Origin of the sequence: Nocardioides dubius, from assembly GCF_039528155.1 — a bacterium.
Classification (GTDB): Bacteria; Actinomycetota; Actinomycetes; order Propionibacteriales; family Nocardioidaceae; genus Nocardioides; species Nocardioides dubius.
This window is the reverse complement of sequence record NZ_BAAALG010000009.1, coordinates 26468-50778: the sequence shown is the minus strand read 5'-3', so window position 1 is coordinate 50778 and position 24311 is coordinate 26468. Positions and strand designations below refer to the sequence as shown.

General features: G+C 71.6%; 21 protein-coding genes. 14 read left to right on the top strand and 7 right to left on the bottom strand.

All coding sequences use genetic code 11. The features are described from left to right. Together ABD151_RS11210 and ABD151_RS11205 are read left to right on the top strand one after the other, a co-directional pair. Entirely contained in the window at positions 1 to 2307 is a 2307-nt protein-coding gene (locus ABD151_RS11210) for an arylsulfatase (RefSeq protein ID WP_343994308.1), read from the top strand. Between the two features lie 102 nt (positions 2308 to 2409). Further along, a complete protein-coding gene (locus ABD151_RS11205) occupies positions 2410 to 2841 on the top strand; it encodes a hypothetical protein (RefSeq protein WP_343994306.1) in 432 nt (143 codons plus the stop codon). A 15-nt stretch (positions 2842 to 2856) separates the two neighbouring features. Here the strand turns inward: ABD151_RS11205 and ABD151_RS11200 are convergent, their stop codons facing one another. From ABD151_RS11200 to ABD151_RS11185, 4 genes are all read right to left on the bottom strand, one after another. After that, positions 2857 to 3576, bottom strand: coding sequence for an HNH endonuclease family protein (locus ABD151_RS11200; RefSeq protein ID WP_343994303.1), 720 nt, complete (start codon positions 3574 to 3576; stop codon positions 2857 to 2859). Positions 3577 to 3739: 163 nt separating this feature from the next. After that, positions 3740 to 4522, bottom strand: a complete 783-nt coding sequence (locus ABD151_RS11195) for an SDR family oxidoreductase (RefSeq protein ID WP_343994301.1) — start codon at positions 4520 to 4522, stop codon at positions 3740 to 3742. A 75-nt stretch (positions 4523 to 4597) separates the two neighbouring features. Next, entirely contained in the window at positions 4598 to 5182 is a 585-nt protein-coding gene (locus ABD151_RS11190; protein WP_343994299.1) for a copper resistance CopC family protein, read from the bottom strand. Beyond that, positions 5167 to 5745, bottom strand: coding sequence for a hypothetical protein (locus ABD151_RS11185; protein ID WP_343994297.1), 579 nt, complete (start codon positions 5743 to 5745; stop codon positions 5167 to 5169). The genes ABD151_RS11190 and ABD151_RS11185 overlap by 16 nt, the downstream gene beginning before the upstream one ends. Before the next feature lie 117 nt (positions 5746 to 5862). On the opposite strand from ABD151_RS11185, the gene ABD151_RS11180 reads away from it, so the two are divergent. The 7 genes from ABD151_RS11180 (at position 5863) to ABD151_RS11150 (ending at position 17387) form a co-directional block, all read left to right on the top strand. Further along, the gene (locus ABD151_RS11180) at positions 5863 to 6207 is read left to right on the top strand and encodes a hypothetical protein (protein ID WP_343994295.1); all 345 of its coding nucleotides are present in this window, start codon (positions 5863 to 5865) and stop codon (positions 6205 to 6207) included. Positions 6208 to 6246: 39 nt separating this feature from the next. Continuing rightward, complete coding sequence (locus ABD151_RS11175; RefSeq protein WP_343994293.1) at positions 6247 to 6597, top strand: hypothetical protein; 351 nt, start codon at positions 6247 to 6249, stop codon at positions 6595 to 6597. 90 nt (positions 6598 to 6687) lie between these two features. Then, entirely contained in the window at positions 6688 to 10032 is a 3345-nt protein-coding gene (gene recC, locus ABD151_RS11170; protein WP_343994291.1) for an exodeoxyribonuclease V subunit gamma, read from the top strand. Further along, complete coding sequence (locus ABD151_RS11165) at positions 10029 to 13367, top strand: UvrD-helicase domain-containing protein (RefSeq protein WP_343994289.1); 3339 nt, start codon at positions 10029 to 10031, stop codon at positions 13365 to 13367. Before recC ends, ABD151_RS11165 begins: the two co-directional genes overlap by 4 nt. Beyond that, entirely contained in the window at positions 13364 to 15166 is a 1803-nt protein-coding gene (recD, locus tag ABD151_RS11160; RefSeq protein WP_343994287.1) for an exodeoxyribonuclease V subunit alpha, read from the top strand. Before ABD151_RS11165 ends, recD begins: the two co-directional genes overlap by 4 nt. Before the next feature lie 74 nt (positions 15167 to 15240). Then, the gene (locus ABD151_RS11155; protein ID WP_343994284.1) at positions 15241 to 15960 is read left to right on the top strand and encodes a hypothetical protein; all 720 of its coding nucleotides are present in this window, start codon (positions 15241 to 15243) and stop codon (positions 15958 to 15960) included. Between the two features lie 95 nt (positions 15961 to 16055). Next, the gene (locus tag ABD151_RS11150) at positions 16056 to 17387 is read left to right on the top strand and encodes a hypothetical protein (RefSeq protein WP_343994281.1); all 1332 of its coding nucleotides are present in this window, start codon (positions 16056 to 16058) and stop codon (positions 17385 to 17387) included. Positions 17388 to 17414: 27 nt separating this feature from the next. On the opposite strand, the gene ABD151_RS11145 is transcribed toward ABD151_RS11150, so the two are convergent. Beyond that, positions 17415 to 18299 (bottom strand): polysaccharide deacetylase family protein, encoded by an 885-nt coding sequence (locus ABD151_RS11145; protein ID WP_343994279.1) that lies wholly within the window; start codon positions 18297 to 18299, stop codon positions 17415 to 17417. 162 nt (positions 18300 to 18461) lie between these two features. Between ABD151_RS11145 and ABD151_RS11140 the strand changes: the two genes are divergently transcribed. Beyond that, entirely contained in the window at positions 18462 to 19607 is a 1146-nt protein-coding gene (locus tag ABD151_RS11140) for an acyl-CoA dehydrogenase family protein (RefSeq protein ID WP_343994277.1), read from the top strand. Then, entirely contained in the window at positions 19604 to 20221 is a 618-nt protein-coding gene (gene thpR, locus ABD151_RS11135) for an RNA 2',3'-cyclic phosphodiesterase (protein ID WP_343994275.1), read from the top strand. Before ABD151_RS11140 ends, thpR begins: the two co-directional genes overlap by 4 nt. A 7-nt stretch (positions 20222 to 20228) precedes the next feature. Here thpR and ABD151_RS11130 read toward each other — a convergent pair whose 3' ends face one another. Further along, positions 20229 to 20843, bottom strand: a complete 615-nt coding sequence (locus ABD151_RS11130; protein WP_343994273.1) for an ACT domain-containing protein — start codon at positions 20841 to 20843, stop codon at positions 20229 to 20231. A gap of 109 nt (positions 20844 to 20952) precedes the next feature. Here ABD151_RS11130 and ABD151_RS11125 point away from each other — a divergent pair, with 109 nt between their 5' ends. From ABD151_RS11125 to ABD151_RS11115, 3 genes are all read left to right on the top strand, one after another. Next, a complete protein-coding gene (locus tag ABD151_RS11125) occupies positions 20953 to 21903 on the top strand; it encodes a 1,4-dihydroxy-2-naphthoyl-CoA synthase (RefSeq protein ID WP_343994271.1) in 951 nt (316 codons plus the stop codon). A gap of 282 nt (positions 21904 to 22185) precedes the next feature. Next, positions 22186 to 22881, top strand: coding sequence for a DUF3800 domain-containing protein (locus tag ABD151_RS11120; RefSeq protein WP_343994269.1), 696 nt, complete (start codon positions 22186 to 22188; stop codon positions 22879 to 22881). A gap of 131 nt (positions 22882 to 23012) precedes the next feature. Continuing rightward, positions 23013 to 23510, top strand: coding sequence for an SHOCT domain-containing protein (locus ABD151_RS11115; RefSeq protein WP_343994267.1), 498 nt, complete (start codon positions 23013 to 23015; stop codon positions 23508 to 23510). 43 nt (positions 23511 to 23553) lie between these two features. Here the strand turns inward: ABD151_RS11115 and ABD151_RS11110 are convergent, their stop codons facing one another. After that, positions 23554 to 24210 carry a DUF389 domain-containing protein gene (locus tag ABD151_RS11110; protein ID WP_343994265.1) on the bottom strand — a complete coding sequence of 219 codons (657 nt, stop codon included), beginning with the start codon at positions 24208 to 24210 and terminating at the stop codon, positions 23554 to 23556. Positions 24211 to 24311: the final 101 nt, after the last annotated feature.

Sequence of the window (24311 nt, the reverse complement as noted above, 5' to 3'; positions counted from 1 at the left end):
ATGACCGACGCCTTCCCAGGCCGCATCGTCGACGCGATCTCGCAGTCAGAGCCGTGGTGGCCGCCGCGCCCTGCCGCCCCCGAGGGCGCCCCCAACGTGATCGTGATGATCGTCGACGACATGGGCTACTCCGACCTCGCCTCGTTCGGCTCCGAGATCCCCACCCCGCACCTCGACGCCGTCGCGGGCGAGGGCCTGCGGCTCTCCAACTTCCACGTCACGCCGACCTGCTCGCCCACGCGTGCCGCCCTGATGACCGGCTGCAACTCGCACGCGGTCGGCGTCGGCGGCGTCGCGAACATCGACCCGGGCTTCCCCGGCTACGCGGCCGAGCTGCCCGCCAACCAGCCCACCATCGCCGAGACCATGCGCGACCAGGGCTACAGCACGCTGATGATCGGCAAGTGGCACCTGTGCAAGGAGAGCGACCTCGGTCCCGGCAGCGACCGGCACTCCTGGCCGCTGCAGCGCGGCTTCGACCAGTTCTACGGATTCCTCGAGGCGCAAACCAACTTCTTCCACCCGCACCAGATGTACGAGGGCAACACCCTCGTCGACGTCGACCAGTACCCCGAGGGCTACTACCTCACCGACGACCTCACCCAGCGGGCCGTGCGGATGATCGCGGAGACGGTCACCGACGAGCCGGAGAAGCCCTTCTTCCTCTACTTCGGTCACGGCGCCGTGCACACCCCGCTGCACGCCAAGCCCGAGGAGATCGCGAAGTTCCGCGGTGCCTACGACCAGGGCTGGGACGCCGTCCGCGAGCAGCGGTTCGCGCGACAGAAGGAGCTCGGCCTGGTCCCCGCGCACGCCGTCCTCGCGCCGATCAACGACGAGACCGGGCCCGACGTGCCCACCTGGAACGAGCTCGACCCCGACGGTCAGCGGCTCGCCGCGCGCTACCAGGAGGTCTTCGCGGCGATGGTCACCTCCATCGACGACTCGGTCGGCCGGATCCGCGATCTCCTTGCCAGGTTGGGGAAGCTCGACAACACGATCTTCGTCTTCCTCTCCGACAACGGCGCGGCCAGCGACGGCGGCACCGACATCGGCAAGTTCAACCACCTCTCCGCGATGCACAAGCCGTCGCAGCGCTCGGTCGCCGAGCGGATCCCCGGCGACCTGGCCAGGATCGACGAGATCGGCGGCCCGACCAGCTGGCCGGCCAACCCGGTCGGCTGGGCGACCACCGCCAACACCCCGTTCCGCCGGCACAAGTTCTCCTCGTTCCGTGGCGGCAACCAGGTGCCCTTCCTGCTCTCCTGGCCGGCCGGACTCGACGGCGTCGGCGGCGAGATCCGCTCCGAGTACGCGCACGTCACCGACCTGATGCCGACCCTGCTCGACCTGGCCGGGCTCGACGTCGCCACCAGCCGCCACGGCGTGGCGGCCCGCCCCCTCGACGGCGTCTCGTTCGTGCCGAGCCTGCGTGACGCCGACGCGAAGACCGCGCACACCGAGCAGTACCTCGAGTGCTTCGGCGAGCGCTCCTACTACCGCGACGGCTGGGAGGCGGTCGCGATCCGCAAGCCGGTGACGCCGTTCGCCAGCGACCGCTGGGAGCTCTACGACACCACCGCCGACCCGACCCAGATGCGCGACCTCGCGGCCGAGAACCCTGCCCTGGTTGAGGATCTGGTCGCCGCCTGGTCCGCGGCGGCCGGCGAGAACCAGGTGCTGCCGATGGCCGACGGGACGCCGATCCACTGGTTCCAGCGGCCGCCGAGCGATGAGCGCTTCGTGGCTGAGACGGTGCTGCTCCCCGAGCTCGGCATGGTCGAGCGCTTCCGCGCCGCGCAGCTGATCGACGGGCGGAGCTTCAGCATCGAGGCGACCCTGCCGGGCTACCGCGCCGGCGACTCCGGCGTGCTGGTCTCGCACGGCGGGCAGGAGGCCGGCTACCTGCTCTACATCGAGGACGGCGCGGTCGTCTTCGCGCAGAACGCCTTCGCCGACTCGGTGATCGCGACCCCGCCGGTCCCGGTCCCCGTCGGCACGCGCTCGATCGAGGTCAAGGTCGGCGCGCCCGGAGGCGGGCGTTGGCTGGTCGACGTGCTGATCGACGGCGACGTCGTGGTCGAGCAGGTGGAGATGGCGCAGCTGACCTGGCTGGTGCCCTTCAATGGGATCAGCGTCGGCATGGACCGCCGCTCCCCGGTGCTGTGGGAGCTGCACGAGAAGCACGGCACCTTCGCCTGGACCGGCGACCTCGACGCCGTCACCTACCGGCCGGGCGCCCTGGCTCCTGATGCGTTCCCGATGATGATCGACCACTTCCGCAAGCTCGGACGCGCCACCCAGTAAGGACTCTCGCCCCTTCCATGCTGGGTCACCGAAGGTCGGGCGCGTCGGTCCGTTGAGGCCGATGCGCTCGACCTGGGTTCCGATCCAGAGCAGGATCTCCCCATGACGAAGCCAGTGCGCTCACTGCGGAGATGGATCGCGGGCCACCCCGAGGACATCGTGGACGTCTTCGTCTACGTGGTGGTGCTGAACGTCGCCATCCAGTACCTGCCGCAGGTGATCAGCGAGAGCTTCGTCCAGTCGCTGCTGCCGGCGGTCCTGCTCAAGGTCGCGCTGGAGGTGGTGCTGTGGGTGAAGGCTGCCGTCCTGGCGCGGCTGCGCGACGCGGTGACCCGGCGCGGCAAGGCGGTCTTCGGGGTGGCGCTCTGGATGGTCGCGGTCGGCAGCAAGCTGGTCGTGCTCTGGCTGATCGACATCGCCTTCGGTGGCTCCGTCAGCCTGGGCGGCTTCCTCCCGGTGACGGCACTGGTCCTGGTGCTGGTGGCTGCCCGCTCGGGAGTGCGGCGACTGCTCTACGGTGCCGACGCCGAGTAGGCGCAGCCGCCCGAGTCAGCAGTACCCCAGCATCTCCCGCAGCGCATCGACCTCGCTGGGATCGGCGGACAGCCGCCACGCGTCCTTGATCGCGATCCAGTGCACGGCATAGGCGCACTGGTAGCCCTTGCGCGGACGCCACGCGGCCGGATCGTCGGCACCCTTGCTGGCATTGGTCGGACCGTCGACGGCGAGCAGCACGTCGAGGTCGTTGGCGTACTCCGCGCGGCGCTCCGGCGTCCAGGCCGAGGCTCCCGACGCCCAGGCCTCCGCCAGCGGCACGACATGGTCGATCTGCACCGCCTGGGCCTGGGACGGGTCCTTCAGGTCGTCCAGCGTCAGGGTGCGCCCGGAGTACGGGTCGACCCAGGTGCCGGCAAGGACATCGTGGTCGCAGCGCCCCTGCTGCTGGACCCGGGTGCTGCCCGCGACGGCGTCACGCAGCAGCACGTCGTCGCGCTGGTTGCAGCCGTTGCGGTCGGTGTCGCGCCAGGCGCTCCCGAACGCCTCGCGGCGGTAGTCGGTGGGCCGGACACGTGGCGCACGCGGGAGCGACTCCAAGAGCCGGGTGGCGCGGGCAGGGCTCAGCGCAGGCGCGGCACTCGGTGCGGTGGAGTCGGCGTCGTCGCTGAACCGGACGTCGAGGGTGCAGCCGGCGAGCATCAGGAGTGCGACCAGCGAGGACCAGCAGAGCCGGGGGAGTGCCGAGGACGGGGTATGGGGAAGGCGGGGCATCGGCGCCGATCATGCCAACCGGCTCCGACAGAGCACCGATTGGAGCAACTGATCCAGACCGGTCAGATCAGAAGATGACAGACCGTCAGGAAATAGTGCAAGATGTGAGCAGACGCCCAGTAGGAGACCCGAGACTCCTGCTGGGCGTCGTTCAATTCTCCGGCTAGTGACGCGGCGCGGCGAGGAAGCGGTTCGCGATCCGCAGTGCCCAGCCCGGGGTCACCTGGGCGCTGGCGAACAGCGCCTTGGCCTGCAGGCCGACCGGCCGGTGCACGCCGCCCTTGGTGCCCTTGGCCGCCGCCTCCACAACCGCCTGCGCGACGTCGTCCGGACCGAGCCGGATGCCCAGCGACTCCGTGCTGCGCGTGTGCATGCCGTCGGTCATCGCCGTCGCCACGAAGAGCGGCCACAGCGCCGTCACCGAGATGTCGTGCTCGCGCCACTCCAGGTCCAGCGCCTCGGTGAGCCCGCGCACCGCGAACTTGGTGGCCGAGTAGGTGGCCAGCTCGGGCTGCCCGTAGATCGCGGACGCCGACGCCAGGTTGATCACCCGCGCACCGAGGGTGCGGGCCAGGTAGGGGAACGCGGTGTGGCAACCGTTGAGCACACCGCCCACGTTGATCTCCACGATCCGCTGCTGGGCGGCGAGGTCGATCTCCTCGAAGCGGCCCGAGCGCAGCACGCCGGCGTTGTTGACCAGCACGTCGAGGGTTCCGTCGACGCCGGCGAAGGAGATCAGCGCCTGCTCCCACTCCTCCGGATCGGTGACGTCGAGCCGACCGGTCACCAGGTGCTCGCTGCGCGCCTCCTGAGCCAGGGAGGCCAGGCCGAGCTCGTCGACGTCGAAGGCGCCGACGCGGTAGCCGGCGCGCAGGAAGCGCAGTGCGGTGGCGCGGCCGATGCCGGCGGCGGCACCCGAGATCAGAACGCTCGGACGTGAAGACAAGACAACCCCCTGGGAGACGACACCTCAGTGTGCCGCAGCCCCAGGGGGTTGGTCAGGCGTCTTGAAATCGCGTGCTCAGGCGTCGGTCTTGGGCGCGTCGTCCTCGTCGTCGTCCTCGCGACGGCTGCGGACGACGGCGACCGCGGCGAGTGCGGCAGCGAGCACCGCGACGCCGGCCAGCAGCCAGACCGCCCACATCGGGAAGTCGTCCTGCTCCTGGTCGGAGAGTGACTTCGCGTCGGCGGGCTCGTCCAGCGTGGAGACGTCACAGGCCATCGGGTCGGCCTGCTCGCCGCCCTCGGCGACCTCGAACTCGTAGTTGCCGCGGACCGGGTGGCCGTCCTCGCTGGTGACGTCGTAGCGGATCGTGTGCACGCCCGGCTCCAGGGCATCGATGCGGGCACACAGGTAGCTGGCGTCGGTGGCGGTCTTCGCCGCGCTGATCGGCAGACCCTTGTCGTCGGCGTCGAGGAGCGCGATCTCGTTCTTGCCCGAGGGATCGAGGGCCTCGCCGAAGCGCAGCGCGATCACCTCGGCACCCGGTGCCACCTTGTCGCCGGGGCCCGGGCTGCCGTCGAGCAGCGTGGTGTGCGCCCAGGCGGTCGAGGTGCCGGCGACGATCAGGGCGGGGGCCGCGAGGCCGATCAGAAGTTTGCGCATGCGAGTCGGTTGTCCATCAGCTCGGCAGGGTGTACGACGATCGACTTGGCGGCGTCGCCCACCTTCTGCGGGTTGGTCACGGTTGCGGTGCCGGCGCCGTTGGCGTCGGAGGTGAAGGCGAGGTGCACCTCGTTCGGCGGCTGGTCGCTGCCGGCGGGGTCGAAGGCGAAGTGGCCGCCGCCGTTGTCGACCTCGCACTTCGCGTCGTGCAGGTGCAGCATGTAGTCGGTGTCCGCGGCGAGGCCGGTGAGCGCGACGGTGACGGTGGTGCCGTCGCTGTTCTCCGCCACCCAGACGTCGCCCGCGACGGCGTCGCTGCCGGGCGGAGCGGTGTCGAGCAGGGTGAAGGTGCCCTCGCGCAGGTCGGCGTCGGTGAGCTCGTTGGCCGGCGTGGCGTCGGGCTCGTTCATGACGTGACCGCTGTGGTCCTCGCCGTCGCTGCTCGCGCTGTGGTCACTGCCGGCGTGCTCGTCGGACGTGTCGCCGTCGTCGTCGGAGCCGCAGGCCGTCAGGCTCAGGGCCACCAGGGCGGCGACACCCAGTCGCAGAGTCGTGGAACGCATGGCCTCCATTGTGCCGGAGGGCAGGTTGCCGCGTGCCGAAGCACGGATGGTCCTAGAGTCGTGGCTCGCGACCGCGCGTACTGACGCGGTTCGGTCGACGACGGGGAGGCGGGGCGGATGAGGTCGGCAGGCAACCGCCGGGTGGGGCCGGAGCAGGTCGTCGCGGGTGTGCGGGTCTGGTGCCGGCCGCGCGGTGCGGCCCTGCGCGACGTGACCGACCCGGACGGCGTGCGTTGGGTGCACTGGTTCACGGCGGTGCCCGGGGTGGTGAGCCTGGTGGGTCTGGTGCTGCACCACACCATCTATCGACGGCAGTGGGAGGTGCTGGCCGTCCCGACCTCGCCGAGCGTGCCGGCGCGTTGCCTGGTTGCGGGTTCGCAGGGTGACGCCGAGGCGTGGGTCGCGGAGCTCGTTGCCTGGTTGCGGTCTGGCCACTCACTTGCGGAGTTCCGGAACGACTGACCGCCCAGGTCTGGGAGACTCAGGCCTCGAGGAGGAGCGATGCGACGTTGGGCGGTCATGGCCCCGGTCACGGCGATGCTGGTCGCGAACCAGCTGGCTGAGGCGGCGGGCGACCGGTACTGGTTCTCGGCGATCCTGCTGGTCGGGTTCGTCGGCGGTGCCGCGTGGCACTACCTCTATCCGCGCGGGCTGGCGGAACGAGCCTGGCTGTGGGTGCTGATCCTTGGCGGCCTCTGGGTCGTCCTCGGTCCCACCGATCCGCTGGATCCGGCGGAGACCGCGCCGAAGCTGCTCGCCATGCTCGGCATCGTCGGCGGTCACCTGATCGCGGAGCGCTTCGGGTGGCGGCTGCGCGCCGCCGTCGATCGTGAGCGGGAGCTCGTCGGCTGACGCCTCGCCTCGTCGGTGGGCGCAGCGAGGAGCGGCGCCGACGACGGAGCCTGCGCCACCGTGTCGGAGGGGCGTGGAAGGGTATGCCCCGTGACTTTGCACCTGCACCGCGCTGAGCGCACCGACCTCCTGGCCGAGGGCCTGGGGCGGATGCTTGCGGTGCCCTTGCCCGACCCGGTCGTGCAAGAGGTCGTGGTGGTCCCCGCGCGTGGCATCGAGCGTTGGCTCGGCCAGCAGCTCTCGCACCGGCTCGGCGTCGGGCCACGCGGCGGCGACGGCGTCTGCGCCGGCGTCCGGTTCACCACGCCGCACTCGCTGGTCGCCCTGCTGCTCGGCCGCGAGCATGACGACCCGTGGCACCCCGACCGCCTGGTCTGGCCGGTGCTGCGCACCATCGACTCCGCCCTCGGCGAGCCGTGGGCCGCCACCCTGGCCGCCCACCTCGGGCACGGCCTCACCGGGCCCGACGCTGAGCTGCGGCACAACCGCCGCTACTCCGTCGCCCGCCGTCTCGCCGGGCTCTTCGCCTCCTACGCCACTCAGCGCCCGCAACTGCTCACCGATTGGCGCGAGGGCCGCGACACCGACGGGGCCGGCAACCCCCTTGACGCCGACCTGGCCTGGCAGCCCGAGCTGTGGCGCGGCGTCCTCGACCTGATCGACGAGCCCGCCCCGGACGTCCGCCTCCGCAGCGTGGGCACCGCGCTGCGTGACGGCGCCGTCCCCGGCGACCTGCCGCCCCGCCTCTCCCTCTTCGGGCACACCCGGATCCCGGCCAGCGAGGTCGAGCTGCTGGCCGCGCTCGCCACCCACCGCGAGGTCCATCTCTGGCTGCCGCAGCCCTCCGCCGCGCTCTGGTCCCGGCTGCACGACGTCACCGCCCCCGGTCCGGTGCCCCGCGACGCCGACACCGCCGGAGAGAGCATCGAGCATCCGCTGCTGGCCACCCTCGGCCGTGACGCCGTCGAGCTGCAACGCACCCTGGCCGCAGCAGGCGAGGTCGTCGACCACGAGCCGGCCACCGTCCCCGCCGACGGCAGCACCCTGCTCGCCCGGCTCCAGGCCGACCTGCGCGCCAACCGGGTGCCCGTGCCCGGCCCGATCGCGGACGGCGACGACTCGCTCCAGGTGCACGCCTGCCACGGTCCGGCCCGCCAGGTCGAGGTGCTGCGGGAGGTGCTGGTCGGGCTGCTCGCCGACGACCCCACCCTCGAACCGCGCGACGTGCTGGTGATGTGTCCCGACATCGAGACCTATGCGCCCCTGATCCAGGCGGGCTTCGGCCTCGGCGAGGTCGAGCCCGGCGAGCCGGGGCACCCCGCGCACAGCCTCCGGGTCCGTCTCGCCGACCGGTCCCTGGCCAGCACCAACCCCCTGCTCGCGGTCGCCGCGCGGCTGGTCCAGCTGGCCGGCGGCCGGGTCGGCGCCACCGAGGTGCTCGACCTGCTCGCCAGCCCGGTGGTCGCCGCGCGCTTCGGCCTCGACACCGACGACCTCGCCACCATCGCGCGCTGGGTCGAGGAGTCCGGGGTCAGCTGGGGCATGGACGCCGCCGGCCGGGCCGAGTTCAAGCTCGAGTCGATCGGGCAGAACACCTGGCGTGCCGGCATCGACCGGATGCTGCTCGGCGTCGCGATGGCCGAGGGGCACCACGGCCGCCTCGGGCCCGCGCTGCCGCTCGACGACGTCTCCTCCGGTGACGTCGAGCTGGTCGGTCGCCTCGCCGAGTACGTCGACCGGGTGGCCACCGCGATCGATCAGGTCATCACCGCGGTCACCGTCACCCAGTGGATCGACCGGCTCACCGAGGCGGTCATCGCGATCACCCGGGTGCCGCTGCGCGACGGCTGGCTGCTGGCCCAGTTCGAGCGCGAGCTGGCCGGCATCGCCGATGCCGCCGACGAGGGCACCGAGCTGCGTCTCAGCGATGTGCGCACCCTGCTCGAGCACCGCCTCGCCGGGCGCCCCACCCGCGCCAACTTCCGGACCGGCACCCTCACCGTCTGCACGATGGTGCCGATGCGCTCGGTGCCGCACCGGGTGGTCTGCCTGATCGGGCTCGACGACGGGATCTTCCCGCGGGTGCGCGCCGTCGACGGCGACGACGCCCTGGCCCGGCGTCCGCTGACCGGCGAGCGGGACCTGCGCAGCGAGGACCGCCAGCTCTTCCTCGACGCCGTCCTGGCCGCCACCGACAAGCTGGTGATCACCTACAGCGGCGCCAACGAGCACTCGGGTGCCGAGCGCCCGCCGGCCGTGCCGCTTGGCGAGCTGATCGACGCCGCGCGCCAGAGCGCTCCCGAGGCGAGGGTCGTGGTGCGGCATCCGTTGCAGGCCTTCGACCGCCGCAACCTGGAGCCGGGCCTGGTCTCCGCGCGCCGGCCGTTCTCCTTCGACCGGGCCGCGCTCGCCGGTGCCCGGGTCGCCGAGGGTGAGCGGCGCCCACGCGGCCCGCTGCTGAGCGCTCCGCTCCCGGCCCGCCCCCGCCGAGAGATCTCGTTGGTCGACCTGCAGCGCTTCCACGCCCACCCGGTGCGCGAGTTCCTGCGCTCGCGGCTCGAGGTGAGCACTCCGCTGGAGGAGGAGATCGCGGCCGACGCGATCCCGATCGACCTCGACGGGCTCGCCAAGTGGGGCGTCGGCGACCGGCTGCTGAGCGACGTGCTGGCCGGGCTCGACCCGGCCGAGAGCATGCTCGCCGAGCAGCTGCGCGGCAAGCTGCCACCGCTCGCCCTCGGCACCCGGACGCTCACCGAGATCGTGCAGAACGTGCAGCAGCTGGTCAGCCGCACCGCCCAGCTGCGCCAGGGCACGCCCCGGGCGGTCGACGTGGACGTCGACCTCGGCGACGGACGGCGGCTGACCGGCACGGTGACCAACGTCTTCGGCCACCAGCGGGTGGCCATCACCTACTCCCGGATCCGCGCCAAGCAGCGGCTCGCCAACTGGATCGACCTGGTCGCGCTCGCCGCCGGTCACTCCGACGAGCACTGGACGGCCTCGGCCGTCGGGCGGGGCCGGGCCGGCGTCACCCAGGCGCTCGCCGGCCCGCTCGACCACCGCGCCATCGAGCACCTGCGCACCCTGGTCGACCTCTACGACCAGGGCATGCGGGAGCCGCTGCCGATCCCGCTGGAGACGGCGCTGGCCTGGGCCGAGGGCCAGTTCCAAGCACTGCGCGGCAACCCCGCCGACCCGATGGACGCCGCCCGCAACGCCTGGTTCCCGCGCCAAGCCCGCGACTTCACCATCGACGGCGACTGTGACGACGCCTCGTTGCGGATGGTCTACGGCGACAAGGCCGAGCTCGACGTGCTGCTCGCCCCCGCCCGCGACGACCAGCCCCACGCGGAGGCCGGTCACCGGATGGGCCAGCTCGCCTGGCGGCTCTGGGCCCCGCTGCTCGAGGGAGGAGAGCGGGTGATGTCGCTGTGAGCCCCGACCTCGCGCCGTTCGCGATCACCGACCCGCTGCCCACCGGCACCACGCTCCTGGAGGCCAGCGCCGGCACCGGCAAGACCTGGACCATCGGCGCCCTCGTTGCCCGCTTCGTCGCGGAGGGTGTGGCCACCCTGGAGGAGATGCTGGTGGTCACCTTCGGGCGTGCCGCCAGCCAGGAGCTGCGCGAGCGGGTGCGCGCCCAGCTGGTCGAGCTGGAGGCCGCGCTCGGCGAGCCCAGCGCGGTGAAGCCCGGCAACGAGGTCGTCGACCTGCTGATCGCCGTCGATGACGCCGAGCGGGCGCTGCGCCGGCGCCGGGTCCGCGCGGCGCTGGCCGGCTTCGACGCCGCCACCATCGCCACCACCCACCAGTTCTGCCAGCTGGTGCTGCGCAGTCTCGGCGTGGCCGGCGACACCGATGCCGACGCGACCCTCGTCGACGACCTCGACGAGCTGGTCGTGGAGGTGGTCGACGACCTCTACCTGCGTGGCTTCGCCCGCAGCGACGAGGGCCCCGCCTTCAGCCGGCGCACCGCGCTGGCGATCGGCCGGGCCGCGATGGGCGACCCGCAGGCCCGGCTCGAGCCGGCCGGGGACGACCCCAGCACGGGCCCCGGGCGCCGGGTCGCCTTCACCGCGCTGGTCCGCAACGAGGTCGAGCGCCGCAAGCGCAAGCTCGGCGTGCTCGGCTACGACGACCTGCTCAGCCAGCTCGCCGAGGCGCTGGCGCACACCGACGCCCCGGCCCGGGTGCGGATGCGGCAGCGCTGGAAGGTCGTCCTGGTCGACGAGTTCCAAGACACCGACCCGGTGCAGTGGCAGGTGCTCGACCGCGCCTTCACCGGGCACGCCACGATGGTCCTGATCGGCGACCCGAAGCAGGCGATCTACGCGTTCCGCGGCGGCGACGTCGTCACCTATCTGGACGCCGCCGAGACGGCCGGTGAGCGCCGCACGCTCGGCACCAACTGGCGCTCCGACCCGGCGCTGCTGGAGCGGCTGAACACGGTGCTCGACTCCGCCGCCCTCGGCGATCCGCGGATCGTGGCGCGGCATGTCGACGCCGCGCACGAGGGCTCCCGTCTGGTCGGCGCACCCGAGCCCGAGCCGTTCACCCTGCGCGTGCTCAACCGCTCCGACTTCAACTCCAAGGGGCGGCGCAAGGTGGCGATCGGGCGGATCCGTCCCGCCGTCGCCAACGACTGCGCCCAGCAGATCAAGGCCCTGCTCGCCTCACCGGCCACCTTCGACGGGCGGCCGATCCGCCCCGGCGACGTCGCCGTGCTCGCGCACACCGGCAAGCAGCTGCAGCTGATCCACGACGCCCTCACGCAGCTCGGCGTGCCGGCCGTGATCGCCGGCGGCGGCAGCGTCTTCTCCACCCCGGCCGCCCGCGAGTGGCTGGCGCTGCTGGAGGCGCTGGAGCAGCCGCACCGGGCGACCCGTGCCCGGGCGGCCGCGCTGACCGCCTTCGTCGGCGTGGACGCGGTCACCCTCGACGCCGATCCCGACCTCACCGATCGGCTGTCGGCGCGCTTCGTCGCCCTGGCCGGGCTCTTCGCGCAGCGCGGCGTGGCCGCCGTGCTGGAGGCCAGCGTGGTCGGCGGCCTCTACGCCCGGGTGCTCGGGGACGCCGGTGGCGAGCGACGGCTGACCGACCTCAAGCACGTCGGGCAGGCACTGCACCAGATCGTGCTCACCGAACGGCTCGGCCTGGTCGCGCTGGTGCAGTGGCTGCGCCGCTCCATCGCCGAGGCCGCCACCGACACCGGCAGCGAGCGCACCCGTCGCCTCGACAGTGACGCCGCCGCGGTGCAGCTGGTCACCATCCATGGCAGCAAGGGGTTGCAGTACCCGGTGGTGCACCTGCCCTTCGTCGCCGATCGCTGGGTCCCCGAGCCCGACATCCCGCGCTTCCACGCACCCCACGACCACCACCGGGCGCTCGACGTCGGCGGTCCGGGCGGCAGCACGTGGCACGAGGCGCTGCGGCTGGCGAAGGCCGAGGAGGCGGGAGAGTCGCTGCGGCTGCTCTACGTCGCGCTCACCCGAGCCCAGAGCCAGGTCGTCACCTGGTGGTTCCCCTCGACCAACACCCCGGACTCGTCCCTGCATCGCCTGCTGGTCGGGCGCGGGCCGGGGCACGCCGCCGTCCCGGATCGCCACGAGCTGCCCGACAACGACGACGTGATGGTCTTCTTCGAGGCCTGGCAGGCCCGCGGCGGCCCGGTCTGGCGTCGGGTCGAGGCCCCCGCGACCCTGCCGGAGCTGACCACGGGTGAGCGGTCTCCGCTCGCCGTCCGCGAGTTCCGCCGGGTCGTCGACACCGCATGGCGACGCACCTCCTACTCCGCGCTGAGTGCCGCCGCCGAGGCGCAGAGCCCGCCGACGTTGGTCGGCGGCGTCGGCAGCGAGCCGGAGGAGACGCCGAAGACCGACGAGCCGTTGGGCGCCGATGCTGCAGTCGTCGACCGGGAGGCCGACGCCGCCGCAGATCCGGCGTCCGCGGTGCTCTCGCCGATGGCCGACCTGCCGGTGGGCGCCACCTTCGGCTCCTTGGTGCACGGCATCCTGGAGCACGCCGACCCGCAGGCTCCGTCCTGGCCCGATGAGCTGCGCCGGGTCGCCGCCGACCAGTTGCTGCGCTGGCCGGTGGAGCTCGACGTCGACCGGCTCGTCGAGGCGCTGGTCGCCGTCTGCGCCTCACCGCTCGGGTCGCTGGCCGGCGATGCCACCCTGGCCGAGCTGCCGTTGGCCGAGCGGCTGCGTGAGCTGGAGTTCGAGTTCCCGCTGGCCGGCGGCGACCACCCCGACGCTGCCGCCCCCGTCCTGCTCGGCGACCTCGCGCCGCTGCTGCGCCGTCACCTCGACGCCGCCGACCCGCTGCTGCCCTACGCCGACGCGCTCGCCGAGCCCGCCCTCGGCCAGCAGAGCCTGCGCGGCTACCTGACCGGCTCCATCGACGTGGTGCTGCGGGTCGACGGCCGCTACCTGGTGGTCGACTACAAGACCAACTGGCTCGGGTCGCCCGAGGCGCCGCTGACCGCCCACCACTACCGCCCGGCCGCGCTGGCCGAGGCGATGGGCCACTCCGACTACCCGCTGCAGGCGCTGCTCTACGCCGTGGTCCTGCACCGCTACCTGCGCTGGCGGCTGCCGGACTACGACCCGAGTCGGCACCTGGGCGGCGTCCTCTATCTCTACGTGCGCGGCATGTGCGGACCCGAGACGCCGCGTGTCGACGGCGAGCCCACCGGCGTCTTCGCCTGGCAGCCGCCGATCACGCTGGTGCTCGAGCTCAGCGACCTGCTCGACGGAGGTGCGCGATGAGCGAGCTCTTCGAGCCCGATGGCCCCTACGACCAGCGCCTGGCCCGCAACGCCGACGGCAGCCTGGCGGCGTTCAACCAGGCCGGCGCGCTGAGCGCCGCCGACGTCCACGTCGCGCAGCGGCTCGGCGTGCTCGCGGGCGAGAGCGACCCTGCCGTGCTGCTCGCGGTCGCGCTGGTGAGCCGTGCGGTGCGCGGCGGGTCGGTCTGCGTCGATCTCGCCGAGACCAAGGCCGCACTCAGCGAGATCGCGCCCGAGCTGCCCTGGCCGGACGCCGACGCCGAGGTCTGGCTGGCCCGGATCGCCGACAGCCCGCTCACCGCGAGCGGGGTGCTCCACCTCGACTTCGGGCTGGTCTACTTCGACCGGTACTGGCGCCAAGAGGTGCAGCTGTGCGACGACCTCGCCGCCCGCGCCCGCCGCACCGATGCGCTCGCAGGGCCGGAGCGGATCGCGGAGGCCGCCGCCCGGCTCTTCCCCGGCGACTCCTACGCCGAGCAGCGTGCCGCGGCGTTGGCCGCGGTCGGCTCCCGGACGACGGTGCTCACCGGCGGCCCGGGTACCGGCAAGACCACCACGGTGGCCGGCCTGCTGGCGCTGCTCGGCTCGCTCGACGAGCGTGCGCCGCGGATCGCGTTGGCGGCCCCCACCGGGAAGGCGTCCGCCCGCCTGCTGGAGGCGGTCCGCCATGAGATCGCCGACGAGCGGTTCACCGAGGCCGAGCGGCAGACCCTCGCCGAGCTCAGCTCTTCGACCCTGCACCGGCTGCTCGGCTCGCGGCCCGACAACAGCACCCGGTTCCGGCACCACCGCGGCAACCGGCTGCCGCACGACGTCGTGGTCGTCGACGAGACGTCGATGGTCTCGCTGACGATGATGGCGCGGCTCTTGGAGGCACTGCGGCCCGACGCCCGGCTGGTGCTGGTCGGCGACCACCACCAGCTGGCCTCGATCGACGCCGGTGCCGTGCTCGCGGATCTGGTCGCCGGGCTGCCGGACGGTCCCGGGGCGCCAGCGGTGGTCGGCTCCCTGCACACCAACCACCGCTCCGAGCGCGACATCATCGAGCTCGGCGAGGCGATCCGCGCCGGCGACGCAGACGCCGCCGTCGAGCGGTTGCGCACGCCCTCGGCCGAGCTCAGCTACCTCGACCAGACGGGGGTGCTCACCGACGATCTGCGCAGCGCCATCCTCGGCGTCGCGCTCACGGTGCGAGCCGCCGCGCAGGCCGGTGACGCGGTCGGTGCGCTGGCCGCGCTCGACGAGCACCGGCTGCTCTGTGCGCACCGCGACGGGCCGCTCGGCGTCGAGCACTGGAACCGCCAGGTCGAGCAGTGGATCGCCGAGGCGACCCGTGGCGAGGGCGACGACCCCCTGGTCGAGCCCTGGTACGTGGGCCGGCCGGTGCTGGTGCGGGTCAACGACTACGCGCTCGGGCTGCACAACGGAGACGTCGGCGTGGTGGTCCGTGAGGCCGACGGCACCGTGCGGGTGGCGTTCCAGAGCACCGGCGGGATCGTCGCGTTCCCGCCGTCCCGGCTCTCCGCGATCGAGACGATGCACGCGATGACCATCCACAAGTCACAGGGCTCCCAGGCCAAGCAGGTCACCGTCCTGCTGCCCGAGGAGGAGTCGCGGCTGCTGACCCGCGAGCTCTTCTACACCGCCGTCACCCGTGCCCGCTTCCAGGTCAACGTGGTCGGTGCGGAGTCGGTGGTTCGCTCCTCGTTGGCGCGTCGGGCGAGCCGGGCCAGCGGCCTGCGCCAACGGCTCGAGGCGAACGGCGACCGGCCACGCTGATCGGCCGAAAAGGCAGGCGCAGGCGTCCGGCGTCGCCGATGATGAGCGCACCATCGAGGCAGAGGGGCAGACGGATGCGAGTGGCGAAGGCGAGTGCCTGGAGCCTGGTGGCGGCGTTGACGGTGACCGGGCTGGCCGGATGCAGCGGCGACGACGAGGGCGAGCAGGCCCTCACCGACCGGGACGGGGCCGAGGTGATCGAGCTGGTCGGCGACGACATGGCCGAGATCAACGCGATGCACGTCGCCGGCGTCACCGAGGAGGCCGGCACCACGGTCACCTTCGACCTCTCCACCGACCGGGTCGGGCACTGCACCGGGACGATGAGCATCGGCGCCGGCACCAGCGAGTTCGTCACCGACGGCGAGCAGTTCTTCATCAAGGGCGACGAGGCGTTCTGGTCCTCCACCACCGAGGACCGCGCCACCGCGCGGCAGGTGCTCGCCTTCATCGGCGACAAGTGGGCCCTGGTCGAGGGGGCGGAGTTCGAGGAGTTCTGCGACCTGCCCAGCATGCTGGAGGGGATCGGCACCCCGCCCGAGGACGCCGAGGTGAGCGTCGCCGACGATCTCTCCACCCATCGCGGCGTCGACGTCGTCAAGGTCAGGACCGAGCGCGAGAACGGGGACGTCACCACCACGTTGGTCACCGCCCAGGCCCCGCACCGGATCGTGCGCAGCCAGCGTCAGGGCAGCGCCGAGGCGACGTTGGAGCTCAGCGAGTTCGACGAGCCGGTGCGCGCACAGCTGCCGGCGGCGGGCGACTACGTGGATCTTGCCGAACTCACCAAGTAGGGGAGACTGGTCCAAAGCCCCCGGTTTCGGTCGCGGGGCGCGGGGTAGAAGAGGGCTCGGGGCGGGCTAGGGTCCCGTGTCGCTAGGAGACGAACGTGGAGTTGCACGAGCAGCTGGCGGCACTCGCCGCACAACGCGGGCGAGCGGTGTTCGCCAACCCGGAGGGTCTGCGGGCCGCGCTGGAGGACTTCCTCGACGAGCAGAGCGCCTCGGTCGGCGAGCTGAACCTGCTCGTCGACGCGGTGCGGCTGGGCGGGCTCGCCCAGCTCGAGGCGAACATCGCCCACGGCGCCCAGCCCGAGGCCGCGGTCGCCGCGGCCGGTGAGTTCCTGGCGCGCCAGCGCGGCACCACCGACCAGGGCAGCTGCCAGTGGGCCTGCGCCGCGCTCGGGCACGCGGTCGGCGTCGTCCCGGCGCCGGTGGCCCAGCGGCTGCACGCCTTCTATCGCAGCGGATCGCCGGCCGCGCCGCAGGGCCCGCCGGCCGGAGCCCCGACGGTCTCCCCGGTCGCCGCTCCGCAGCAGTACCCGGCCCCGCAGGGCGCACCCCAGGGCGGCTGGTCCGCCCCGCAGCAGCCGTGGACCCCGCAGATGGTGGCAGGTCAGGGCGCGCCGGGCTGGGGCCCGGCTCCGGCGAAGAAGTCGAAGGCCCCGATCATCGCCGTCGGCGTCGCGGTCGCCGCGCTGCTGATCGGCGGCGGCGTGGTGTGGGCCGTGGTCGGCTCCGGCGACGACGACAAGAAGTCCGCCGACGAGCCGACGTCCAGCATCGGCACCGACGACCCGACCGAGGACCCCACCGACGACCCGACCACCGTGCCGAGCGGTGACGCGCTGGCCGACATGACGCCCACCCAGATCCGCGACGAGGTGGTCGCGGCGATGGCCCAGGTGAAGTCGTTGAACATGGACGGCACGCTGGAGGCCGAGGGCATGTCGATGGACATCTCCATGGACACCGAGGGCCGCTGCCAGGGCACGATGGAGGTCCAGGGTGGGCGCGCGGACATCGTCTCCGATGGCACCGACATGTACATGAAGGGCAACGAGGAGTTCTGGATCGCCAGCAGTGGGGAGGAGAACCCGGAGCAGTTCCTGCTCGACATGTTCACCGACAAGTGGGTGCGGATGGCCAACAGCGCGGCCTCCACCGAGGAGTTCTGCGACCTCGACACGATGCTCGAGGAGTTCGTCGGCAGCAGCGGTGCGCCGGACTTCACCGTCGACGGCACCACCACCCACAACGGCACCCAGGCCGTGCGCCTCGCGGGCGACGACGGCGGCACCATGCTGGTCGCCAACTACGCGCCCTACCACCTGCTGGAGATGGTCGACGTCGGCGACGAGGCCGGCGAGTTCACCTTCTCGCGCTACAACGAGGAGCTCAAGCTGGAGATCCCGAAGGACTACGTCGACATCCCGTCGTAGTCCCGGGGCTGTCCCGGCGGGCCGGGCTCACTTCCAGTCGAGGTAGCTGACGCCGGGCCTGGTGCGGCCGAAGAGCTGGGTGACCGTGACCAGCGTGAAGCCGCGGCGCTTGAGCTCGCGCACCATCACCGCGATCGCATCGACGGTGGTGGGGCGGATGTCGTGCATCAGCACGACGGTGTTGCGCTTGACCTGGCTGAGCACGCTGCGCCGGACATGGCCGGCGTCACGGATCTTCCAGTCGCTGGTGTCGAGGTTCCACAGCACCTCGGCCAGCCCGGCCTGGCGCTGGGCCCGCAGCACCTGCTTGTTGGTCGCGCCGTAAGGCGGGCGGGCCAGCGTCGGGCGGATGCCGGTCGCGTTCTGGATCAGCTGCTTGGTGCGGTGGAGCTGCCAGGCGAGGTCCTTCGGCTTGAGCCGCCGCAGGTCCGCATGGTTCCAGCCGTGCACGCCGAGCTCGTGGCCCTCGCGGGCGATCCTGGCCGCGACCTTGGGCCGGTACTTCACCATCTGGCCGACCAGGAAGAAGGTGGCGGGCACCCGCTGCCGCTTCAAGGTGTCGAGCAGGCGCGGGGTCGGAAGGCCGGGGCCGTCGTCGAAGGTGAGGGCGACGCAGCGCTTCTTCTTGCAGTCGACGGCAGGCAGCTCGGCCGGGCGCGGGACGTCGTCGCCGCGGCTGGCCTCGTCGTCGGGGCGGGTGCTGACGTCGGGGTCGTCGTCAGCCGCCAGGCCGCCGTCGACCTCGGGCTGGTCACCGGAGTCGGTGTCGCCGGCGACGTCCGGGCTCGCCTGCGCCGGACCGCCGCTGTGCGTCGAGGTCGCCGTCACGGCGTCCTGCCCCCGCAGCACCGGTTGCCCGATCGCCACCATCAAGGCGCACGCCAGCAACAGCACCAGCACGCGTGCCTGCATTACTCAACCTTCTTCACCACTCAACCGGGCCCCCACCGCGGGTCAGCCTTCCACATCACTCAGTTCGACGTGCCACCTTCCCCAGGGGTTGACAGACCTGCGTCCCGAAACTGGCACAAAAGTCCAAGGGTGGGGCTCGACGTCATGGTTACCCTTGGGTACATGAAGCGCACGATCTATGACGCCGACCACGAATCGTTCCGCGGCTCCGTCGCCGCCTTCCTCGACCGGGAGGTCAAGCCGAACCTCGAGGAGCACGCCGCGAACAAGGCACTGCCCCGCGAGTTCTGGCTCGGCGCGGGCGCCCAGGGCTTCCTCGGACTGGAGATCCCCGAGGCCTACGGCGGCTCCGAGGCCGGCGACTACCGGTTCAACGCGGTGCTCACCGAGGAGCTGAACAAGGTCAACGCGGCGCTCGGCTCGTGCGTGGGGATCCACGCCGACATCACCGCCCCGTACCTGGTGGAGCTCGGCACCGAGGAGCAGAAGCAGCGCTGGCTGCCGGGCGTCGCGTCGGGCGAGATCCTGCTCGCGATCGGGATGACCGAGCCGTCGGGCGGCTCCGACCTGGCCGCACTCAAGACCACCGCGGTCCGTGACGGCGACGACTGGGTGATCAACGGCTCCAAGACCTTCATCACCAACGGCTACTCGGCCGATCTGGTGATCACCGCCGTGCGGACCAGCCCCGAGAAGGGCGCCCGCGGCATCACCCTGTTCGCGATCCCGTCCGACGCCCCCGGCTTCAGCCGTGGCCGCAAGCTCGACAAGGTCGGCCAGGACGAGTCCGACACCGCCGAGCTCTTCTTCACCGACGTCCGCCTCGGCGACGACCACATCATCGGCGACCTCGACGGCGGCTTCATCCACATGATGCAGAAGCTGCCCCAGGAGCGGCTCGGCTGCGCGATCTCCAACACCGCGCACGCGACCCAGATCCTCCTCGAGACGCTGGAATACACGAAGGAGCGCCAGGCGTTCGGTGCGCCGATCGGCACCTTCCAGCACAACAAGTTCCTGCTCGCCGACCTGTTCACCCGGATCGAGGTCACCCAGGCCTTCATCGACCAGTGCGTGATCGCCCACGACAGCGGCGACCTGACCTCGGTGGACGCCGCCAAGGCGAAGTGGTGGAGCTCGCAGATCCAGAACGAGGTCATCGACCACTGCGTGCAGCTGCACGGCGGCTACGGCTTCATGAACGAGTACCGGGTGGCCCGCGCCTGGCGTGACGCCCGCGTCTCGAAGATCTGGGCCGGCTCCAACGAGATCATGAAGGAGCTGATCGGGCGCGACCTGGGCCTGTGAGCGCGCCGATGCGCTGCTTCGTCGCCGTGGTGCCGCCCCAGGAGGTGGTCGAGGAGATCGACGCCTTCTGGGAGCCCCGGCGCGAGGCGGCCAGCTGGCGCTGGACCTCGCCTGAGCAGTTCCACCTCACCCTGGCCTTCCTGCCGCGGGTCGAGGAGTACCAGCTCGACGAGCTGATCGAGCGGCTGGCTGCCGCGGCCGCTCGGCGAGGTCCGCTCCGGCTGCGGATCAGCGGTGGGGGTGCGTTCCCGAGCGTGGACCGGGCCAAGGTGCTGTGGGCCGGAGTCGCGTCGGCCTCCCTGGACGGCAGCTCGGGTGGGGGCGAGGCGGCCGGCGACGGCGCCGCCGAGCTGACGAGGCTGGCGACCGGAGCCCGGCATGCCGCTGCCGCGACGGGCATCGAGGTCGGCGGGGCGCGGTTCCGTCCGCACCTGACCTTGGCCCGGATCGCGCACCCGGAGGAGGTGACCCGGTGGCTGCGGGTCGCCGAGACCTTCACCTCTGCGGCGTTCGACGTCGACGAGATCGCGTTGGTGGCCTCGCATCTGGGCGAGGGGCCGCGGCGTCGTCCGCGCTACGAGCGGTTGGCCGACCTGCCGGTCGGGGGCGGCTGAGCCCGGCTCAGGAGCGCGAGATGGTGACCGCGAGGCCGATCAGGTGGCCCATCCGGGCGAGCTCGGACTCCAGGTAGTCGGGGCCGCCGCGACGGCCCAGCACGACCAGGTCGTTGTGCAGCGGTGCCACCGCGAGCACGATGTCGCCGTCGACGTCGTCGAAGGTGGTGGAGCGGTCGATGTCGAACCAGGGCAGGGTGTCCGGCGCGGCCGAGGTGGAGTGCACGATCTCGGCGCCGCCGTCGTTCTTGCGCAGCCGTGCCGCCCAGTCGGAGCGGAAGACGGCGGGCAGCAGCTCGATCAACCGGTCGAGGGCCTGCACCGGGTGCTCGGTGAGCTCCTCGACCGCCTCGAGGTCCAGGAAGAGGTTGCCGCCGGCGGCGTAGCGCGAGATCCACAGCACGTGGACGCCGTCGAGCAGGTTGCAGGCCGAGACGATCGAGTCGGGCATCACGCCCGGCGCGGTCTCCAGGAGGACATCGTCGACCGCGGTGCCATCGTCGGGGCGGTGCTCGACGACCTCGATCGCCTCGATGTCGCCGCCCGCCTCACCGATCGCTGCGGCGACCCGGCCCAGGGATCCGGGGACGTCGGGCAGTTCAACGCGCAGCAGGAACGGCATGCCCACCACGATAACGACCCGGTGTTTCGCGTGCGTTGCTTCTCGTGGAGTGGTCGCCCGGCGGGGGTCGGGTGCGGAGCGGGGTGAGCGCGCACTAACGTGGCCCACCATGAGCGCAATCGAGGGTGTGTCCCAGACGTTCGACGCCGCGGCCTGGAAGGTCGTGCCCGGGTTCGAGGACCTGACCGACGTGACCTACCACCGGGCCGTGGACCACGGCACGGTTCGGGTCGCCTTCGACCGCCCCGACGTGCTCAACGCGTTCCGTCCGAACACGGTGGACGAGCTGCTGCGCGTGCTGGAGCACGCACGCATCTCGGCCGACGTCGGGTGCGTGCTGCTGACCGGCAACGGCCCGAGCGAGAAGAACGGCAAGTGGGCGTTCTGCACGGGCGGCGACCAGCGGATCCGTGGCCGGGCCGGCTACCAGTACGAGGCGGACGGCGACTCGCTCGCGCAGGGTGCCACCGGTGCCGAGGAGCCCAGCCCGATCGACAAGGCGCGGCTGGCGCGGCTGCACATCCTCGAGGTGCAGCGGCTGATCCGGTTCATGCCGAAGGTGGTCATCTGCCTGGCCAACGGCTGGGTGGCCGGTGGCGGCCACTCGCTGCACGTGGTCTGCGACCTGACCCTGGCCAGCATCGAGCACGGTCGCTTCAAGCAGACCGACGCCGATGTCGGCTCCTTCGACGGCGGCTACGGCTCGGCGTACCTGGCGCGCCAGGCCGGGCAGAAGTTCGCCCGCGAGATCTTCTTCCTCGGCCAGGAGTACTCCGCCGAGGACGGCGTGAAGATGGGCGTGGTCAACAAGGCCGTGCCGCATGCCGAGCTGGAGGCGACCGGCCTGGAGTGGGGCCGGATCATCAACGGCAAGAGCCCGACCGCGCAGCGGATGCTGAAGTACTCCTTCAACCTGCTCGACGACGGCCTGGTCGGCCAGCAGCTCTTCGCCGGCGAGACCACCCGTCTTGCCTACATGACCGACGAGGCAGTCGAGGGCCGCAACCAGTTCCTGGAGAAGCGGGACCCGGACTGGAGCCCGTACCCCTGGTACTACTGAGTTGAGGCGTTTGCGCAGTTCAGGACCGGGTTAAGGGTCTCCCAGCACCCCTCTGGTGCGCAAAAGTCCGCAAAAGTCTCAGCGGCGCTTTCGGCGGATGCATTGCGCAGGCGAGCGGCCGTCAGACGCGGGGAATCTCCCTTGGTCCCGTCGGTTCGCGCTGCTACAGTTGCTGATCTGGGCTGGCCGCAAGGCCCTGGTCCAACCTTTAGGCGGGGACATCCCCCGCCACCCTCTTGAGGCGGGTTCTTCCCGCCTCAAGTCGTTTCCAGAGGTCATGTCGTGCGTGAACTGAGCATCTTCATCGACGAGTCGGGCGACTTCGGACCTTTCGAGAAGCACTCGCCGTTCTACGTGCTGAGCCTCGTCTTCCATGACCAGAGCGACGACATCAGTGGTCACCTCGACAAGATCCATGAGGCGCTGGTGTTGCGGGGGTTGTCGGCCAACCACGCGATCCACACCGGGCCCCTGATCCGGCGCGAACACGACTACGTTCTGCTCGACCGCCGATCTCGGCGATCGATCTTCCGGGTCCTGGTCGACTTCGTGCGCACCTGCGACATCACTCACCACTCATGGGTCTTCAGCAAGCGCGGGCTTGGCGACACGGACCAACTCGTCAGTGCGATGGCGCGCGAACTCGGCGCCCTCATTCGGTCGAACTACGAGTTCTTCCTGTCCTGGGAGCGCATCGTCGTCTACTACGACAACGGCCAGAGGGAGATCACCCACCTCGTCAACAGCATCTTCAATGCCCACCTCAGCGTCGAGGTACGCAAGGTGGTTCCTGCCGACTACAGCTTGTTTCAGGCCGCCGATCTCTGCTGCACACTGGCTCTCCTGCGTCAGAAGATCGACACCGTCGGCCTGACGACCTCGGAGCGCGACTTCTTCTCCACCTCCAAGGACAGCGCGGAGCGCGCGCTCAAGAAGGGCTACTTCAAGACGCTGGATCGCAAACGCTTCGGCGACTGATGCCATCGGGCTGGCAGTAGGCTGACCGCGTCGATCTTCGACGCCGTAGGAGCGAGCCCCACGCGGTTCGCGTCATGCGGCGTTCGCCGGTCCGCCCCCGGAGGCATAGGCCGACGCTAGGATCCGTCGTCATGGCTGAACTTGGCACCGAGCGCTTCGCGCCGCTCACCCCGACCTGGGGGTTCGAAGCTCTCCAACGGGCACTGCAGGACCTCCGCTGGTCGACTCGATCGGTGAACGTCGCCACCAGCGGGCTCGCGTTCTCGACGCCGATGGCCGGCTTCTCCTGGGGCGGTTCGTGGCAGGCCGCCGTGCTTCCGGCTCCGCGAGGTTGCGTCCTCAGCATCACCGGCGCGAGCCGGATCAGCTCACGGGTCAACATCACGGCGAACGCTGCCGAGAGCAGGCAGCTCGGCAAGCTCCTGGAGCGCTTCAGTGCGCATGTCGAGCAGATGCTGGCGATGGACCCCACCGGTGGTCTGGCCCCGGAACCCGAACCGGAGCCACGCTCGGGTGCCGCTCAAGCCGAGTCCTTGGCTGACCAGTTGCAGAAGCTGGGAGAGCTGCAGGCGGCTGGCGTGCTGAGTGCCGAGGAGTTCGCGGCGGCGAAGGCGAAGCTGCTGGGCTGACGACGCTGCGTACCTGCCGCCGCGGATCCGTCAGCTGCCCGGATCAGTGCCCGCTCAGGCGCTGCGCGGTGACCGTTGCCTCGCGCCGGCTGTCGCGCAGCAACAGCAACAGGAGGACCGCCACTCCGGAGAGCACGATGCCTGCGAGGTTGACGCCGAGTTGGGCCAGCGAGCTCAGCACCACGTGCCACTTGCCCGCGAACACCGCGACGACGGCCAGTCCGGCGGCGGGCACGGTGGTCACCGAGATGAAGACGCCCACCAGCACGGTGGAGGAGTAGGTGACCAGCGCCAGCATCCCGGCTGCGCCGGCGAGCAGTGCCACCACCAGTGAGAACGGCCCCACCTCGTAGATGAAGTCGAAGGCGCGGGCGTTCTCGACGTCGCCGACGCCGATCCACCCCAACCGGATCCAGATCCAGGTGGCGATCGCGGTGACCACCATCGCTGCCGGGAACGAGATGGCGAGCGTCCGCGCCGACCTCCGCACCAGCGCGAGGTCGCGGCGGACCACGCCCACCGACAGTGCCGCCAACGGTCGGAACTCCGGCCCCACCACCATCGCTCCGACCAGGGTCAACGGTGACGCCGTCGCCACCCCCACCGCCGAGAGCAGGAACGCGATCGCCAGGAAGGCGAGGAAGGTGGGCGTCAGCCGGGCGCCCTCGTGGGTCTGCGCGAGCAGTTGCGCCCAGACCACCGTCTCGTCGGGTCCGCGACATCCTCGCTCCGGAGGTTGCCGCTGGCGTCCTGTCCGAGACCGAGGTCGAGGCGACCCTGGACAAGAAGGCCGGCAAGGCC

What these genes read in the sequence shown, in the direction of transcription:
- ABD151_RS11210 (WP_343994308.1), top strand. Translation starts at nt 1, where the DNA reads ATGACCGACGCCTTCCCAGGCCGCATCGTCGACGCGATCTCGCAGTCA.
- ABD151_RS11205 (WP_343994306.1), top strand. Translation starts at nt 2,410, where the DNA reads ATGACGAAGCCAGTGCGCTCACTGCGGAGATGGATCGCGGGCCACCCC.
- ABD151_RS11200 (WP_343994303.1), bottom strand. Translation starts at nt 3,576, where the DNA reads ATGCCCCGCCTTCCCCATACCCCGTCCTCGGCACTCCCCCGGCTCTGC.
- ABD151_RS11190 (WP_343994299.1), bottom strand. Translation starts at nt 5,182, where the DNA reads ATGCGCAAACTTCTGATCGGCCTCGCGGCCCCCGCCCTGATCGTCGCC.
- ABD151_RS11185 (WP_343994297.1), bottom strand. Translation starts at nt 5,745, where the DNA reads ATGCGTTCCACGACTCTGCGACTGGGTGTCGCCGCCCTGGTGGCCCTG.
- ABD151_RS11180 (WP_343994295.1), top strand. Translation starts at nt 5,863, where the DNA reads ATGAGGTCGGCAGGCAACCGCCGGGTGGGGCCGGAGCAGGTCGTCGCG.
- ABD151_RS11175 (WP_343994293.1), top strand. Translation starts at nt 6,247, where the DNA reads ATGCGACGTTGGGCGGTCATGGCCCCGGTCACGGCGATGCTGGTCGCG.
- recD (WP_343994287.1), top strand. Translation starts at nt 13,364, where the DNA reads ATGAGCGAGCTCTTCGAGCCCGATGGCCCCTACGACCAGCGCCTGGCC.
- ABD151_RS11155 (WP_343994284.1), top strand. Translation starts at nt 15,241, where the DNA reads ATGCGAGTGGCGAAGGCGAGTGCCTGGAGCCTGGTGGCGGCGTTGACG.
- ABD151_RS11145 (WP_343994279.1), bottom strand. Translation starts at nt 18,299, where the DNA reads ATGCAGGCACGCGTGCTGGTGCTGTTGCTGGCGTGCGCCTTGATGGTG.
- ABD151_RS11140 (WP_343994277.1), top strand. Translation starts at nt 18,462, where the DNA reads ATGAAGCGCACGATCTATGACGCCGACCACGAATCGTTCCGCGGCTCC.
- ABD151_RS11130 (WP_343994273.1), bottom strand. Translation starts at nt 20,843, where the DNA reads ATGCCGTTCCTGCTGCGCGTTGAACTGCCCGACGTCCCCGGATCCCTG.
- ABD151_RS11125 (WP_343994271.1), top strand. Translation starts at nt 20,953, where the DNA reads ATGAGCGCAATCGAGGGTGTGTCCCAGACGTTCGACGCCGCGGCCTGG.
- ABD151_RS11115 (WP_343994267.1), top strand. Translation starts at nt 23,013, where the DNA reads ATGGCTGAACTTGGCACCGAGCGCTTCGCGCCGCTCACCCCGACCTGG.